The organism is Synechococcus sp. SynAce01 (assembly GCF_001885215.1).
Lineage (GTDB): Bacteria > Cyanobacteriota > Cyanobacteriia > PCC-6307 > Cyanobiaceae > Regnicoccus > Regnicoccus frigidus.
Map to the genome: position 1 here is coordinate 1,352,611 of NZ_CP018091.1, position 14,736 is coordinate 1,367,346.

Consider the following 14,736-nt stretch of genomic DNA (forward strand, 5'->3'; position numbering starts at 1 on the left):
CTCAGGCTTGGTCCGCCTGTGCCGAGGGGATCAGGGCGCAGGTTGTGATGGGCACTGGAGACACCTTCCAGATGCGCTCGGCGTACTCGTTGATCGAGCGGTCGCTGCTGAAGAAGCCGCAGCGGGCACAGTTCAGCAGGGACATCTTGCTCCAGCTCTCGCTTCGCACCCAGGCCTCATCCACCGTGTTCTGGGCGCGGCGGTAATCGCCGATGTCGGCCATCACCCGGAAGGGATCACTGCTGCAGAGGTTGGCCAGCAGCGGATGGAAGAGGTCGCGGTCACCTTCGCTGAAGTGGCCCGAGCCGATCAGGTCGATGGCCTCGCGGGCGATCGGGTCGTTCTCCAGCCAGGGCATCGGGTGGTAGCCATTGCGGTTGATCGCCTCGATCTCTTCGGCGGTGTGGCCGAACAGGAAGAAATTCTCGTGGCCCACCAGATCGCGGATTTCCACATTGGCGCCATCGAGGGTACCGATCGTGACCGCCCCGTTCAGGGCCATCTTCATGTTGCCGGTGCCGGAGGCCTCCTTGCCGGCCGTTGAGATCTGCTCGGAAAGGTCGACCGCTGGATACACCTTCTGGCCAAGGCTGACACTGAAGTTCGGCAGGAACACCACCCGCATCCGGCCGTCCATGGCGGGATCCATGTTGACGATTTCGGCGATGCCGTTGATCAAGCGGATAATCAGCTTGGCCATGGCGTAGCCCGGGGCCGCCTTGCCACCGAAGATGAAGGTGCGCGGCGGCAGATCCTCACCGTTGCGCAGGCGCAGGTAGCGCTCGACGATCTGCAGGGCGGCCAGGTGCTGGCGCTTGTATTCGTGGATCCGCTTCACCTGCACATCGAACAGGGAGGAGGGATCCACCAACACCCCCAGGTCCTGATGGATGGTGTTCGCCAGGCGCTGTTTGCCCTGGTCGCGCACGGAATGCCAGCGCTCCAGGAAGCTGGCGTCGTCGGCGAACGATTCCAGGCGCTGCAATTCGCCCAGATCACGGCGCCAGTTGGCGCCGATCGCCTCATCGAGCAGGCCGGAGAGAGGGGGGTTGGCCACGGCGATCCAGCGCCTGGGCGTGACGCCATTGGTGACGTTGGTGAAGCGCTCGGGCCAGAGCCCGGCGAACTCGGCGAACAGCTGGCTGCGCACCAGTTGGCTGTGCAGCTCCGCCACCCCGTTGACGTGGTGGCTGCCCACCACCGCCAGGTTGGCCATGCGCACCTTGCGCTGACCGCCCTCCGAAATCAGCGACATCCTCTCCAGCAGGCCCGGTTGGCCGGGGTAGCGGATGCGAACCATGCGCAGAAAGCGGCTGTTGATTTCGTAGATGATCTGCAGTTGGCGGGGCAGCAGCCGCTCGAACAGATCCACTCCCCAGGTTTCCAGCGCCTCGGGTAACAGGGTGTGATTGGTGTAGCTGATGCTGGCGGTGGTGATTGACCAGGCGGTGTCCCAGTCCACGTCGTGCTCATCCATCAGCAGCCGCATCAGCTCAGCCACGGCGATTGCCGGGTGGGTGTCGTTGAGCTGAACGGCGAATTTGGTGTGGAAGTCGGTAACCGCCAGCCCCTGCCCCTTGAGGATGCGGAACATGTCCTGGAGGCTGCAGCTCACGAAGAAGATCTGCTGGCTCAGGCGCAGCTGTTTGCCCTGCTCCATCTCGTCATTGGGATAGAGCACCTTCGAGAGCGTTTCCGACTGCATCTTCTGCAGAACCGCCCGGGTGTAGTCGCCGGCGTTGAAGGAGGCGAAATCGAACGCTTCCGGGGCCTGGGCCGACCAGAGCCGCAGGGTGTTGGCGGTGCTGACTCCATAGCCAAGGATCGGCGTGTCGTAGGCGACGCCGATCACCGTGTTGTCGCCGATCGTGACCGGGTAGCTCCACTCCGGGCGCACCACTTCCCAGGGGTTGCCCTGGGCCAGCCAGGGGTCGGTGCTCTCCACCTGATTGCCGTAGCGAATCTGCTGGCGGAAGATGCCGAACTCGTAACGGATGCCGTAGCCGATCGCCGGCAGCTCAAGGCTGGCCATTGATTCCTGGAAGCAGGCCGCCAGGCGACCCAGACCGCCGTTGCCCAGCCCCGGTTCCGGTTCTTCCTCGATCAGCTCCTGCAGGTCAAGGCCCAGTTCGCTGCAGGCGGCTGCGGCGGCCTCGCGCAGGCCGAGGTTGACCAGGTTGTTCTCCAGGTGAGGGCCGAGCAGGTATTCGGCCGAGAGATAGCTGACGGTCCGGACGTGGGCCTGGGTGTAAGCCTCGGCGGTATCGACCCAGTTGTGCAGCAGTTGATCGCGTACCGCCAGTGCCAGGGCGCGGTAGTAATCGTGCTGGGTGGCCAGCGAGGGCGACTTCGCCAGGCTGGAGAAGAGATGGTGGCGCATCCCCTCGGCCAGGGTGTGGCCGTCAGAGAAGGGAGCGTTACCCCGGTTGGCGGGGGGTGCGCTGGTCGTTGCCATCAAGCGTGACGTGTTGCTGAGACCTTCATGGTGCGGGAAGGGTGATCAATGCTGCTCCAACGGTTACCGATTCCTGTTGAGGATGGATGGCCCTCAGGCTTTGGTTTGGGTTTTGCTCAGAAGTGCAGCAGGTTCGGCAGCGTCGGTACGGCGTCAAGCATTTCCGCTTCGATCAACCAACTCAGCTCGCTCTCCACACCCAATGGCCCGCTGAACGAGCCGGAGATCGCGGCGGTAAGGGTGGATTTCGAGGAGGTGGCCAGTGGGATGTAGCGATCGTCGATGGCCCCCATGCCGCTGGGATCGAAGCCCCGCCAGCCAGCACCCGGCAGGTACACCTCTGCCCAGGCGTGCAGGTCGTAGCGCTCCGGTTTCGGCTCCACCAGGTGGTAGCCACTGACGAACCGCGCCGGCAGCCCGACGCAGCGGCAGGCTTCGATCATCAGCACCGCCAGGTCCCGGCAGGACCCCACCCGTTCCTTGAGGGTGCGTCCGGCCGGCCAGGCCGGACCGGTGTGCCGTTGTGTGTACTTGACCCGGTCCTGAATCATTTCGACCAGTTGCTGCAGAAACATCAGGGCGCGCTGATCGCTTCCCATCAGTGCTTCCTGGGCCAGTTCCACCGCCGCCGGCTCGTGCTGTCCGTTGGGCAGCCAACCCTCCAGGCTGCCCATCAGATCCCCGTTCAACTGGCCCACGGGATAGGGCAGTTCCGGTTCGTTCAGGGCCAGGCAGGCCTGCAGCAAGGGAGCCACCTGGGTTTCCACTTCGCTGATCGCCCGGACCTCAAGGCAGTCGGTGGAGCCGAGGAAATGGGCGCGCAGGATGTCGTCACCACTGGCGGCGATCAACGGATGCAGGCCGTGGGGATCGGGGGAGAAGGCCAGATCAAAGGCCAGCAGCCGCTGAAAACCATGGGCGCGCGGCTTCATGCAGAGGCGATGGGGTCCCAGCAGCACCGGCGCGCTGTAGCGATAGGTGAGGGTGTGGGTTATGCGGGCGCGCATGCCTGGGACGTGGGAGCGGTGGGGAGGGTGGAGCTCGCAGCGACAACGGCGGATTCGGCCCCAGTGTCGCCATTGGACGTGTCGCCACTGAAATCGGACGGCATCGAGGCAGTGGCCGGCGCCGGTTGGCTGGTGACGAAATAACGCTCGTCGATGCGTTCATGCAGGGTGTTGAGATCGCTCTGGAAGTGATCGATCGCCTCATGCAGGCCCCGACCGACCAACTCATCGATGCGCACATAGCTCCAATTGGCGAGCATCAGGCCACTCAGGCATTCCAGGTCGTCGGGTGGACCTGGCACGGGGTTGCCGCGAATCACCCGCAGGGATTTGTTGATTCCCTCCAGGCAATAGCGCACGGAGCGGGGAAAAATCGGGTCGAGCAGGAGGAAAGACGCCACGGCCTTGGGGGCGATGGCCTTCTGCTGCGACTGCCGGAACATCTGGTAGGCGCCGGCGGAGCGCAACAGCGAGATCCACTGCAGCTCATCGACCACACCGCCGACCACCTCGGCGGCTGGCAACAACAGAAAATACTTGACATCGAGAATCCGGCTTGTCTTTTCGGCGCGCTCGACCAATCGGCCCAGTTTGCTGAATTGCCAGGAGAGATCACGGCTGAGCGTTGCATCGGTGATGCCATAGAACAGCTGGCAGGCGTAGCGGATCTGGTGCAGTTGCTCCTGGGCTGGCTGCTGCCAGAACTGGTCGCTTTCGTGAATGGTGAGATAGATGTCGTTGAGCTGCTCCCACATCTCGGAGGTGATCACCTCGCGGATCTGACGGGCGTTCTCCCGGGCCGAGGCGATGCAGTTGACGATGCTGCTGGGGTTCTCCGGGTGGTTGATCAAAAAGCCCACCACGTCGCTGGGGCGGCCCTGCGGACAGAGCTCGTCGAAGAGCTCACGATCGTCGCTGGCATCGATCAGGGGCAGCCAGGGCTCGGCGCTGCCCGGCGGGCAGTCGAGGGCCATGGCTTCGCTGACCTCAAGGAAGCGCGACAGGTTTTCCGCTCGCTCGATATAGCGGTTGATCCAATAAAGGGAGTCGGCGACGCGGCTCAGCATGTGGCTTCATCCACGATCCAGGTGTCCTTGCAGCCCCCGCCCTGGGAGGAGTTCACCACCAGTGAACCGCGCCGCAGGGCGACACGGGTGAGGCCGCCGGGGCTGACCCAGGCGCCCTTGCCGCGCAGCACATAGGGCCTGAGATCCACGTGACAGGGGTAGAGCTCACCTTCACTCAGCGAGGGCACCGTTGAAAGTTCCAGGGTGGGTTGCGCAATGAAATTACGTGGATCGGCCTGAATCTTCTCAGCAAAGAGCTGGATCTCCTCGGCGGAGGCATGGGGGCCGATCAGCATGCCGTAGCCGCCCGCTTCACCGACGGATTTGACCACCAGATCCTTGAGGTGGGCCAGCACGTAGGCCCTGTCTTCAGCCCGCGCGCAGATGTAGGTGGGCACGTTTTCGATGATCGGCTCCTCGTCGAGGTAGTAGCGGATCATCTCCGGCACATAGGCATAGATCAGCTTGTCGTCGGCCACGCCGGTGCCGGGGGCATTGGCAATCGCCACCCGGCCGGCGGCGTAGACCTCCATCAGCCCGCGCACCCCCAGCATCGAATCGGAGCGGAACACGGCTGGGTCAAGGAAATCGTCGTCGATGCGCCGGTAGATCACATCCACCAGCTCCAGGCCGGCGGTGCTGCGCATCCAGACCCGGTTGTTCTCACAGACCAGATCCCGGCCCTCCACCAGCTGGATGCCCATCTGCTGGGCCAGGAAACTGTGCTCGAAGTAGGCGCTGTTGAACACCCCTGGCGTGAGCAGCACCACCTTGGGGGTGTCGGTCCAGGGGGCGAGCTTGTGCAGGGTCTGGAGCAGGTGGGAGGGGTAGTCGTCGATCGGCTGGACGGTGGGCCCGGCGAACAGGCTCGGGAACATCCGCTTCATCACCCGCCGGTTTTCCAGGAAGTAAGCCACGCCCGATGGGCAGCGCAGGTTGTCTTCCAGCACCCGCCAGGTGCCCTGTCCATCACGGATCAGGTCGAGACCGGACACATGGCACCAGCGCCCGAGCGGCGGCTTGAAGCCCCGCATCTGCGGCCGCCAGCCATGGGAGCTCTCGACATCGCTGCGGGGAACGACCCCGTCCTTGAGGATGGCCTGGTCGCCGTAGACATCGGCGAGGAAGTGATCGATCGCTTCGAGCCGCTGGATCAGGCCCCGTTCCAGGCGCTGCCAGTCGCCGGAGCGGATCAGGCGGGGCAGGGGATCAAAGGGAAGGATGCGCTCGCCGCCATCCTCGCCGGAGCCGTTGAGCCGGAACGTGGCCCCGAGCCGCTTGAGCAGCAGACCGGCGGCCACGTGGTTGCGGTTGATCTCCTCGATGCCGAGCTGGCCCAGGGAGGAGAGCAGGGGTTTGAGTGCGGCCCGGGGCTCGGCCGTTGCGGTGAAGTACTCGTCATATCCCTTGCGTGGCAGATACTCGGTGAACATCGATCAGCCTTGGGCAGATGGAGATCATGAAGAGCGTCATTGACAGCCCCAGTGATCGTTGCTACTGATTCAACTCGGGTTGGTGATCGATCCCCCGGCTGTGTGTTCAGAGCCGTAACGATCACGACACCGCCTGGCAGCCCTGCCCTGCATGATCAAAGCGGCTCTCGACGATTGGGCCGGCCCTTCAGGGCCTTGTTGACCATTCCCCAGGCGACGCACCTCTCATTGGCGTCAGCCGGCTGTTTGCGGTTCCACCTCTGCTGGGGCCCGGCTGCAGGCGCCGCTGTTGCTGGATCTACCGGTGCTGAATTCGCTGGCACCTTGAGCTTTGGCTCCATTGGGTTTGCCGCTGCGTGATTAGCGCCGTCACGCCATTTTTCCCACGTTGTTCGGGTGTGCCTGTTGGGCGTGCCGTTTGTATCGCCATGACTTCCGCTTCCCCTCCGGCTTCAGAACATCTGCCAGCGACGCTGACCAAGGTGGAGCAGGCCAAGGCTGACCTCTGCGGCCTCGACCTCCTGCCCCGCTTGCCCCAGCTGGCCCGCAATGGCTGGGAGGCCCTCGATGAGGCCACCCTCACCATTCGCCTCAAGTGGTTGGGGATCTTTTTTCGGCCGGTCACACCCGGCCGCTTCATGCTGCGCTTGCGGCTTCCCAACGGGGTGATCACCGCCGAGCAGCTGGAACTGCTGGGTGAAGCGATCGATCGTTGCGGTGAGCACGGCAGCGCTGACATCACCACCCGCCAGAACCTGCAGCTGCGGGGGCTGCTGTTTGAAGACATGCCGCCGTTGTTGGACGCCATGGAGCGGCTCGGCCTCACCAGCCGCCAATCCGGCCATGACAACCCCCGCAACATCACCGGCAACCCTCTGGCCGGGATCGACCCCGAGGAGATCGTCGACACCCGCCCGCTGGTGCAGGCCATCCAGGATCGCCTGTTCTGCGCCGATGGCCCGCGCAACCTGCCCCGCAAGTTCAACGTGGCCGTCGGCGGTGCTCCCGACAGCTTCCTGCTCCACAACGACCTGGCCTTCCTGCCGGCCCATCACGACGGCCGGCTCGGCTTCACCGTGATGGTGGGGGGCTTCTTCTCCGCCCAGCGCAATGAACTGGCCATCCCCCTCGGGCTCTGGCTGGAGGCCGACCAGCTGCCCGATTTCGCCCTGGCGGTGCTGCGCCATTTCGAGCAGTGCGGCAACCGCAAGCTGCGCAACAAGAGCCGGCTGATGTATCTGATCGACGAGTTCGGCCTGGAGGCCTATCGGGCGGCGGTTCTGGAGGTGTATGGCGAGCAGGCCGGTGCCCCGGCTGAGGCCCGGATCCAGCCCCACGACGGCCGCCACCTGGTGGATCGGGCCCCCCGCGATGGCCTGGGCTGGAATCCACAGGCGCAGGAGGGGCTCGGCTGGCTCGGGCTCCACGTGCCGATGGGCCGACTGGATGGGGAGTCGATGCTGGCCCTGGCCGGCCTGGCCCGCCGCTATGGCAGCGGCGAGCTCAGGCTCACCGAGGCCCAGAACGCCCTTCTGCCCGATGTTCCGCTGGCTCGCCGCCAGGCGCTGGAGGCGGAGCCGCTCCTGCAGCGCTTCCGCCCCGACCCCGGCGCCCTGCAGGCCGAAGCCGTGAGCTGCACCGGCAGCGCCTACTGCAGCTTTGCCCTGATCCCAACCAAAGGCACCGCCCAGGCGCTGGTGGAGGAGCTGGAGCGACGGGTTGACCTGCCTGAATCGGTGCGTACCCACTGGACCGGCTGCCCCAACGCCTGTGGCCAGCCCTACATGGGTCAGATCGGCCTGATGGGCGCCAAGGCCCGCAAAGACGGCGAGATGGTGGAGGCGGTGAAGATCTTCCTTGGCGGTGCCATGGGCGCCGAACCCCGGTTGGCCGAGCTGCACCACAAAGGGGTGCCCCTGAGCGAACTCCCCGATGTGATGGAGGAGCTGCTGGTGGAGCACTTCGGTGCCCGGCGGAAGCTGGCCGGCGGCTGAGGCCGCTGGCTGGCGAGGCTGCCATCGTGGAACCCCATCACCTGCGAGGACGGCGTGGCCTGCACGCCTGAGACAAGCCTGTTGCCGGCCGCCTTGCCGGGCCCGGAGTCTGCGCAGCGCTGGCCCTGGCTGCAGCGGCTGCGGCGCAGCAGCGATGTGCCCCTGGAGGCCTGGTTGCAGGCGATCGAAACCGGAGCCCTGTCGCTCGATGCCGACCTGATCGCCGCCCTGGCCCCGCGCCTCGACGCCGCGGCGGCGCTGCGGCTGCTGGACGGCTGGTTGAGGGGCGGCTCCAGGGATCCCGCCGTGCTGCAGGTGATCGGTCAGCACCGCGGTCCCGCCCTGGCGGCCCGCTTGCGCCAGGCTTTGGCCGCCGATGGGGTCGGGCGGGCGCCCTGGCTGCTGCCCCTGCTCGGTCATCAGCGCGATCCGGCCGACTTTGCGTTGTTATCGAGCTGGCTGCTGGGTCCGCAGCCGTTGCGCTGCCGTCAGGCGGCCCTTGAGGGGCTGGCTGTCGGACTCTCCAGCTGGCCCCTGCCTGCGCTGCGCGCCCTGTTGCGCCAGCTGGTTACGGGTCTGCAGCCTTCCCTGGCCGCCCCTGCGCTGGATCTGCTGGCCCGCTTGCCCCAGCCCAGGCGGGCGCTCGCGGGCCTGGCGCCCGCAGCCCTGGAGCCTTCGGTGCAACGGCGCCGGCAACGCCGGCTTGCGGCCTTGCCGGCCAATCCCCTTGTCCTGGTGGTGCACGGCCGCAGTGGTGGGCTGATCCCGCCCGAGCTGGAGGTCCTGCGCGCCGAGTTACAAAGCCTGCGTCGCTCGCCGGTGCTGCTCCAGGCTCTGACGGCAGCGGCCTTGCCCGTTCCCGAACCGCTCCGCCAGGCCGCTGAGGGCCAGCCCCTGAGCCTGATGCCACTGCTGCTGCTGCCTGGCAGTCACGTCTGCGGCGATGTGCCGGCGCTGGCCGCCCGCTGGCGTAGCAGCGGCCCAGTGATCCGCTTGCCCTTCCTGGGGGCCTGGCCCCTCTGGCAGCAGGCCCTGCGCCAGGAAGTGTGCGCCCTGGTGGCGGCCAGCGAGCCATCCGCTGGCGACGACGGGCCGCTGCTGCCACTGCTGCTGCATCACCCGCTTCGGAGCTCCCTGGCCGGGCGCTATCTGGCCCACCTCGGCCCGTTCTGCGGCGCCACCTGCCTGCCCACGCCCTACAGCGCGCCGGATTCCGATGCAGGGCGCTCGCTGCTTGAAGACCCTTCAGACCGCCCCGTTGTGCTGCCGTTGGTGCTGGCCAGCAATCGCCTCACTGAGGCCTTGCCCGATTGGTGTGCTGAGCCCCTGCTGCAGCGCCCCGCACTGCGCGCGTGCCTGCTGGATTTGCTCCTCTGCCTGCCTTAAGCGCTCCCGCTGCGTGAGCAGATGACCACATGGGGCGGCTACCGAGCCGGGATCGGGGTGGTTGGTAACACGAGCTACAGGCAGGAAGACTCGCCCCTGTTCTAATAATTGAGTGAATGAGTCAGCCTTGGCTGCTTCATTTTCTTTTTGGGTCAATATCTGCGGGTGCAACTTTGTTATGGGGCCAATCGGCTCCTGACGCCCGCACATTGACTTCCACGCGTGAAACGCTTGGGCTCTGTGTCCTTCTAGGCATTGACCCGCAAGCTTTTGTTGCGTCGTTGCTTTGGCCAGCACGATTCAGCCGTTTGAATGATTTGCGTTGCTTGGCATCTTGGGTCCGCTCAGGTCCCTGCTGCCGCTGTATCTCAGCGAATCTCGTCCAACTATTTTTGCATTGAGTTTTTATGGCTTCCATCCCTTCCAAGCAAGCTTCTGACCCGATGTCGCGGCTCCTCAATTGGTTCAGCGCCCTGGGCGCAGATACCCCTGAAACGCAGCCTTCACGGAAACGGCTTGATCCATTCAGCAGGTTGATGAATCGAATTAGCGGCTGATGTCTTCTCTTTTTGCGAACGTCAGGCTCGAATCCCAGGCCTGATTCAAAATCTGATACGCGCTTCTGTCCCACACCCTTTTCCAGGCTTACCTTCCTCCAATGGATTACGTCTTACCGAATGAACTCGTCGACGGCATGATTGCCGCCGGCGGCAAGAAATCCAGCGTCAGTATTAAGAATCTGTTGTTGCGCGGGTTTTATTCCGGATCCGCCCTCGGCCTGGCGTTGTGCCTGGCCCTCACGATCATGGTTCAGACGGGCATTCCCTGGATCGGCTCGTTCATCTTCCCGTTCGGATTCGCCAGCATCGTGCTGTTCGGTATGGAGTTGGTGACTGGAAACTTTGCCCTGCTGCCGATGGCGGTCTGGGCAGGCCGGACCACCTGGAGCAAAACCTTCCGCAACTGGATCTGGGTGTGGATCGGTAATTTCCTTGGCACCGGCCTGGTCGGCATTCTCTTTGCCATCAGCCTCACCAGTGGTGGCACCGCAGACCTGGCCACAGGCTCCGGTGACTGGGTGGAGGTCGCCAACAAAATCATCGGCCTGAACAAGGCCAATGTGATTACCAAGTATCAAGATCTGGGCCTTCTTGGCTTTTTTCTTGCCTTTCTTCGTGGCGTGATTGCCAACTGGTTGGTTTGTCTTGGGGTCACCCTGGCGCTGGTGAGCAAGAGCGTTCCAGGCAAGATCATGGCCTGCTGGCTACCGATCACCGCCTTCCAAGCCCTGGGTATGGAGCACATTGTGGTGAATATGTTCCTGCACACCACCGGCCCTTTGCTGGGTTCTGGCGTGGGCTTCGCCCAGATCGTCTTCTGGAATTATCTTCCCGTCACTCTGGGCAACATTGTGGGCGGCATGGTGTTCATCGGCATGCTCTTCTACAGCACGCACCGTTCACCCATCAGCAATGTGTTGCCGCTGAAGCATGATGAACGGCTGGAGCGTGAATTGGCTGCCGAGCTTGGTGCTCGCTGATCCAGCACTCTCTCGATAAGTGGCTACTCTTCGTGAGTGGCCGAAACCCAGCCTCTGGCTGGGTTTTTTATTGGCGAAAAGAACCGGGTCTGATCACCTGGCGGCGATTACCACTTCTTGTAGGGCAGGAACTTGCCACACATGCTGACCTGGACGCGAGCGCCGCCGGGGTCTTCGATTTTTTCCACATTGAGGGTGAAGTCGATGGCGCTCATGATGCCATCGCCGAATTTCTCTTGAATCACATCTTTGAGCGGCAAGCCGTACACCTGCATGATCTCGTAGAAGCGATAGATCAAGGGATCGGTGGGCAGCACCGGATCCAGGCAGCCTTTGGTGGGGTAGGCCTGCAGGGCTTCGGCAATCTCCGCTGAGAGATCCAGCAGGCCAGCCAGTTGTTCGGCCTCCGCCGCTGAAGCTGCGGCCTGGCCATAGAACAACGAGGCAATCCAGACCTCATCGAGACCCATGGCCGCTTCCAGGTCAGCAAAGCTGAGGCCCTTGGCTTTCTTGGCGGCCATCAGGGTGGCGGTGAGGCTGGGGCCTGGCGAAGCTGAGGCAAACGAGTGGGCCATAAAATGAGTAGAGCGGCGTACAGAAGGGATGGAAACAAGCAGGTTTTTATGCTGCTGAGCAACCGCCATTATGCGGCCTTTCAATCATCTCTTCCTAACGCGCAATAGCCCGTGCCGGTTGCTACGAATAGCCCCACCCTGCCTGGACTCAGAGCAGGAAGTAGCGCTGGGCCATCGGCAGCACATCGGCTGGTTCGCAGGTGAGCAATTCGCCGTCGCCGAACACCTCGTAGGTCTGCGGGTCCACCTCCACCTTGGGCAGGGCGCTGTTGTTGCGCATGTCTGCCTTGCCGATATCGCGGCAGTGCACCACCGGCACGCAGGGCCGCTTCAGGCCCAGTTTGCGCGGCAGGTCGTCGTCGAGGGCGGCCTGGCTCAAGAAGGTGAGGCAGCTGGGGGCGAGTGCTGCCCCGTAGGCGGCAAACATCGGCCGGCCATGCACGGGGCCCGGGGTGGGAATCGAGGCATTGGCATCACCCATCTGCGCCCAGACAATCGAGCCCCCCTTGATCACCAGCTCTGGCTTGACGCCGAAGAAGCCCGGCTTCCAGAGCACAAGATCGGCCAGTTTGCCCACTTCCACCGACCCCACTTGGCTATCGATTCCGTGAACAATCGCTGGATTGATCGTGACCTTGGCGATATAGCGCTTGAGGCGGTGATTGTCGTTGCGGGCGCCGCGGGGATTGGCGGCATCTTCGGGGAGATGGCCCCGCTGCACCTTCATCTTGTGGGCCGTCTGGAAGGTGCGGGTGATCACTTCACCCACCCGGCCCATGGCCTGGGAATCGCTGGCGATGATGCTGAAGGCGCCGAGGTCGTGGAGGATGTCTTCAGCGGCGATCGTTTCACGGCGGATGCGTGATTCAGCGAAGGCCACGTCTTCGGGGATTGAAGGATCCAGGTGGTGGCACACCATCAGCATGTCGAGGTGTTCCTCGAGCGTGTTGCGGGTGTAGGGGCGCGTGGGGTTGGTGGAGCTGGGCAGCACGTTGGCCTCGCCGCAGACCCGGATGATGTCGGGGGCGTGGCCGCCGCCGGCCCCCTCGGTGTGAAAGGTGTGGATGGTGCGACCGCCGATTGCCCGGATCGTGTCTTCAACAAAGCCCGCTTCGTTGAGGGTGTCGGAGTGGATGCAGACCTGAATATCGAACTTGTCGGCCACTGTTAAACAGCAGTCGATGGCGGCGGGGGTGGTGCCCCAGTCTTCGTGGAGTTTGAGGGTGCAGGCGCCGGCTCGAATCTGCTCTTCGAGGGCTTCGGGGGTGCTGGCGTTGCCCTTGCCGAAGAAGCCCAGGTTCACCGGCAGACCTTCGGCCGCCTGCAGCATGCGGCCCATGTGGAAGGCGCCGGGGGTGCAGGTGGTGGCGTTGCTGCCGGTGGCCGGGCCGGTGCCGCCGCCCAGCAGGGTGGTGACCCCGGAAGCCAAGGCGGTTTCGATCTGCTGCGGGCAGATGAAGTGGATGTGGGTGTCGAGGGCTCCGGCGGTGAGGATGTGACCCTCGCCAGCGATCGCCTCGGTGCCGGGCCCGATGACGATCGTGACGCCATCGGTGATGTCGGGATTGCCCGCCTTGCCGATCGCGCAGATGCGGCCGTCGCGCAGGCCGATGTCGGCCTTGACCACCCCCCACCAATCGAGGATCAGGGCGTTGGTGATCACCGTGTCGACGGCGCCAGCGGCGCGGGTGGTCTGTGCCTGGCCCATGCCGTCGCGGATCACCTTGCCGCCGCCGAACTTCACCTCCTCGCCATAGGTGGTGAAATCCTTCTCCACCTCCAGGATCAGCTCGGTATCGGCCAGCCGCAGCCGGTCGCCGGTGGTGGGGCCATAGGTTTCGGCGTAGGCCCGCCGATCCATCCGATAGGGCATGGGTCTGTTGGGGAAAGGTGTGGTGCGGAGAGGTTCGGTGCTGAAAGGGTTGGGCGAGCAGATTCAGTCGAGCGGACCGTTCACCAGGCCGTTGAAGCCGTAGACATGGCGCCGGCCGGCCAGGGGCACCAGATGCACCTCCCGTTCGTCCCCCGGTTCAAACCGGATCGCTGTGCCGGCGGGGATGTCCAGCCGCTGGCCGCGGGCGGCCTCCCGATCGAACTGCAGGGCGCTGTTGGCCTCATGGAAGTGGAAGTGGGAGCCCACCTGCACCGGCCGGTCACCGCGGTTGGCCACCGCCAGGGTGGTGACCGGCCGGCCTGCGTTGAGGGTGTGGCTGCCGGGCTCGCTGAACAGCTCGCCGGGAATCAGGGGGGTCATGGGGGGCGGGGGGTGTTCAACGGATCGGGTCGTGCAGGGTGACCAGCTTGGTGCCGTCAGGGAAGGTGGCTTCCATCTGCACCTCGCTGATCAGCTCAGGGATCCCCTCCATCACCTGGTCGCGGCGCAGCCAGGTGGTGCCCTCACTCATCAGCTCAGCCACGGATTTGCCATCCCGCGCCCCCTCCAGCACCTGGAAGCTCAGCCAGGCCACCGCTTCTGGGTAGTTGAGGCGCAGGCCCCGCAGCAAGCGGCGCTCCGCCAGCAGGGCAGCCGTGACGATCAGGAGCTTGTCTTTCTCCTGGGGAGTGAGATGCATGGGTGGAAACGACCAGCGACACTCTGGCAGTGGCCAGGCGTCCGGGCAGGTTCAGCAGGAACGTTCAGACGGTGCTGGTTGAGAGGCCCAATTGGCTACGAAAGAGACGGTGGGGAGTTCGCACTCCACATCAATGGGGTCTCTCTTGGGAGTCAGGTTGGCGAACTTCAACTCGTAGACACTCTGGGAGGATCGTCTCATCCAACGGCCTGTGATCTGGAGCCAAGCGACGTCACCAGAGGGTCTGACAGGGAAAGGTGGAGAGCTGTGGATCGGCGGAGAGCAGCACCAAGCGATCCAGTTTGGCCTGGGCAGCGAGGACGCGATCAAAGGGATCCCTGTGAGGCTGGGGGTAGGCCCCTGCCCTCAGCCCGTGGGCCGCTGTGATCGGCAGGCCCCCGAAGCCATCGGCCTGCAGCAGGCCCTGCAGGTCAGCGATGGAGCCTTCCAGTTCGGGCAGCTTGCCGCGGTGGTGCTTGAGGCTCAGTTCCCAGACAGAGGCAGCACTCACCAGGATCTGGCTGGTGGGATCCACGAGCAGCGCCTGCACGGCTGAAGAGAGCCGTTCAGGATCGAACCACCACCAGAGCAGCACATGGCTGTCGAGCAGGTAGCCCGAGGAGTTCGTCCCAGGCTGCAAGCTCTTCAGCCTCCATGGGCTCCAGCAGGGCGTTGGGTTGGCTCAGTGGCCCTTGGTTGCGCAACC

The 14,736-nt window shown here is 64.4% G+C and carries 12 protein-coding genes; 3 read left to right on the forward strand and 9 right to left on the reverse strand.

The window, feature by feature from the left end; all coding sequences use genetic code 11:
- Position 1: 1 nt before the first annotated feature.
- From BM449_RS07120 to BM449_RS07135, 4 genes are all read right to left on the reverse strand, one after another.
- Positions 2–2,455 carry a glycogen/starch/alpha-glucan phosphorylase gene (locus BM449_RS07120; protein WP_071800656.1) on the reverse strand — a complete coding sequence of 818 codons (2,454 nt, stop codon included), beginning with the start codon at positions 2,453–2,455 and terminating at the stop codon, positions 2–4.
- 116 nt (positions 2,456–2,571) lie between these two features.
- The gene (locus BM449_RS07125) at positions 2,572–3,462 is read right to left on the reverse strand and encodes a transglutaminase family protein (RefSeq protein WP_071800657.1); all 891 of its coding nucleotides are present in this window, start codon (positions 3,460–3,462) and stop codon (positions 2,572–2,574) included.
- Positions 3,447–4,529 carry an alpha-E domain-containing protein gene (locus BM449_RS07130; protein WP_071800658.1) on the reverse strand — a complete coding sequence of 361 codons (1,083 nt, stop codon included), beginning with the start codon at positions 4,527–4,529 and terminating at the stop codon, positions 3,447–3,449. Before BM449_RS07130 ends, BM449_RS07125 begins: the two co-directional genes overlap by 16 nt.
- Positions 4,523–5,962, reverse strand: coding sequence for a circularly permuted type 2 ATP-grasp protein (locus BM449_RS07135; protein WP_071800659.1), 1,440 nt, complete (start codon positions 5,960–5,962; stop codon positions 4,523–4,525). The genes BM449_RS07130 and BM449_RS07135 overlap by 7 nt, the downstream gene beginning before the upstream one ends.
- 428 nt (positions 5,963–6,390) lie before the next feature.
- On the opposite strand from BM449_RS07135, the gene BM449_RS07140 reads away from it, so the two are divergent.
- The 3 genes from BM449_RS07140 to BM449_RS07150 all read left to right on the forward strand — a co-directional run bounded on the left by BM449_RS07140 (position 6,391) and on the right by BM449_RS07150 (position 10,882).
- A complete protein-coding gene (locus BM449_RS07140) occupies positions 6,391–7,956 on the forward strand; it encodes a ferredoxin--nitrite reductase (protein WP_071800660.1) in 1,566 nt (521 codons plus the stop codon).
- 54 nt (positions 7,957–8,010) lie between these two features.
- Positions 8,011–9,342, forward strand: a complete 1,332-nt coding sequence (locus BM449_RS15420; protein WP_233831196.1) for a hypothetical protein — start codon at positions 8,011–8,013, stop codon at positions 9,340–9,342.
- 658 nt (positions 9,343–10,000) lie between these two features.
- Positions 10,001–10,882: a formate/nitrite transporter family protein gene (locus tag BM449_RS07150; protein ID WP_071800661.1), complete on the forward strand. Its 882-nt coding sequence runs from the start codon at positions 10,001–10,003 to the stop codon at positions 10,880–10,882.
- 107 nt (positions 10,883–10,989) lie between these two features.
- Here the strand turns inward: BM449_RS07150 and cynS are convergent, their stop codons facing one another.
- From cynS to BM449_RS07175, 5 genes are all read right to left on the reverse strand, one after another.
- Positions 10,990–11,457, reverse strand: coding sequence for a cyanase (gene cynS / locus BM449_RS07155; RefSeq protein ID WP_071800662.1), 468 nt, complete (start codon positions 11,455–11,457; stop codon positions 10,990–10,992).
- A 148-nt stretch (positions 11,458–11,605) separates the two neighbouring features.
- A complete protein-coding gene (ureC, locus tag BM449_RS07160; RefSeq protein WP_071800663.1) occupies positions 11,606–13,330 on the reverse strand; it encodes an urease subunit alpha in 1,725 nt (574 codons plus the stop codon).
- A gap of 63 nt (positions 13,331–13,393) precedes the next feature.
- Entirely contained in the window at positions 13,394–13,711 is a 318-nt protein-coding gene (locus BM449_RS07165; RefSeq protein WP_071800664.1) for an urease subunit beta, read from the reverse strand.
- A 16-nt stretch (positions 13,712–13,727) separates the two neighbouring features.
- Positions 13,728–14,030, reverse strand: a complete 303-nt coding sequence (locus tag BM449_RS07170; protein ID WP_071800665.1) for an urease subunit gamma — start codon at positions 14,028–14,030, stop codon at positions 13,728–13,730.
- Between the two features lie 232 nt (positions 14,031–14,262).
- Complete coding sequence (locus BM449_RS07175; RefSeq protein WP_071800666.1) at positions 14,263–14,670, reverse strand: type II toxin-antitoxin system VapC family toxin; 408 nt, start codon at positions 14,668–14,670, stop codon at positions 14,263–14,265.
- Positions 14,671–14,736 lie beyond the last annotated feature (66 nt).

What these genes read in the sequence shown, in the direction of transcription:
- ureC (WP_071800663.1), bottom strand. Translation starts at nt 13,330, where the DNA reads ATGCCCTATCGGATGGATCGGCGGGCCTACGCCGAAACCTATGGCCCC.
- BM449_RS07170 (WP_071800665.1), bottom strand. Translation starts at nt 14,030, where the DNA reads ATGCATCTCACTCCCCAGGAGAAAGACAAGCTCCTGATCGTCACGGCT.
- BM449_RS07165 (WP_071800664.1), bottom strand. Translation starts at nt 13,711, where the DNA reads ATGACCCCCCTGATTCCCGGCGAGCTGTTCAGCGAGCCCGGCAGCCAC.
- BM449_RS07150 (WP_071800661.1), top strand. Translation starts at nt 10,001, where the DNA reads ATGGATTACGTCTTACCGAATGAACTCGTCGACGGCATGATTGCCGCC.
- BM449_RS07125 (WP_071800657.1), bottom strand. Translation starts at nt 3,462, where the DNA reads ATGCGCGCCCGCATAACCCACACCCTCACCTATCGCTACAGCGCGCCG.
- BM449_RS07130 (WP_071800658.1), bottom strand. Translation starts at nt 4,529, where the DNA reads ATGCTGAGCCGCGTCGCCGACTCCCTTTATTGGATCAACCGCTATATC.
- BM449_RS07120 (WP_071800656.1), bottom strand. Translation starts at nt 2,455, where the DNA reads ATGGCAACGACCAGCGCACCCCCCGCCAACCGGGGTAACGCTCCCTTC.
- BM449_RS07135 (WP_071800659.1), bottom strand. Translation starts at nt 5,962, where the DNA reads ATGTTCACCGAGTATCTGCCACGCAAGGGATATGACGAGTACTTCACC.
- cynS (WP_071800662.1), bottom strand. Translation starts at nt 11,457, where the DNA reads ATGGCCCACTCGTTTGCCTCAGCTTCGCCAGGCCCCAGCCTCACCGCC.
- BM449_RS07140 (WP_071800660.1), top strand. Translation starts at nt 6,391, where the DNA reads ATGACTTCCGCTTCCCCTCCGGCTTCAGAACATCTGCCAGCGACGCTG.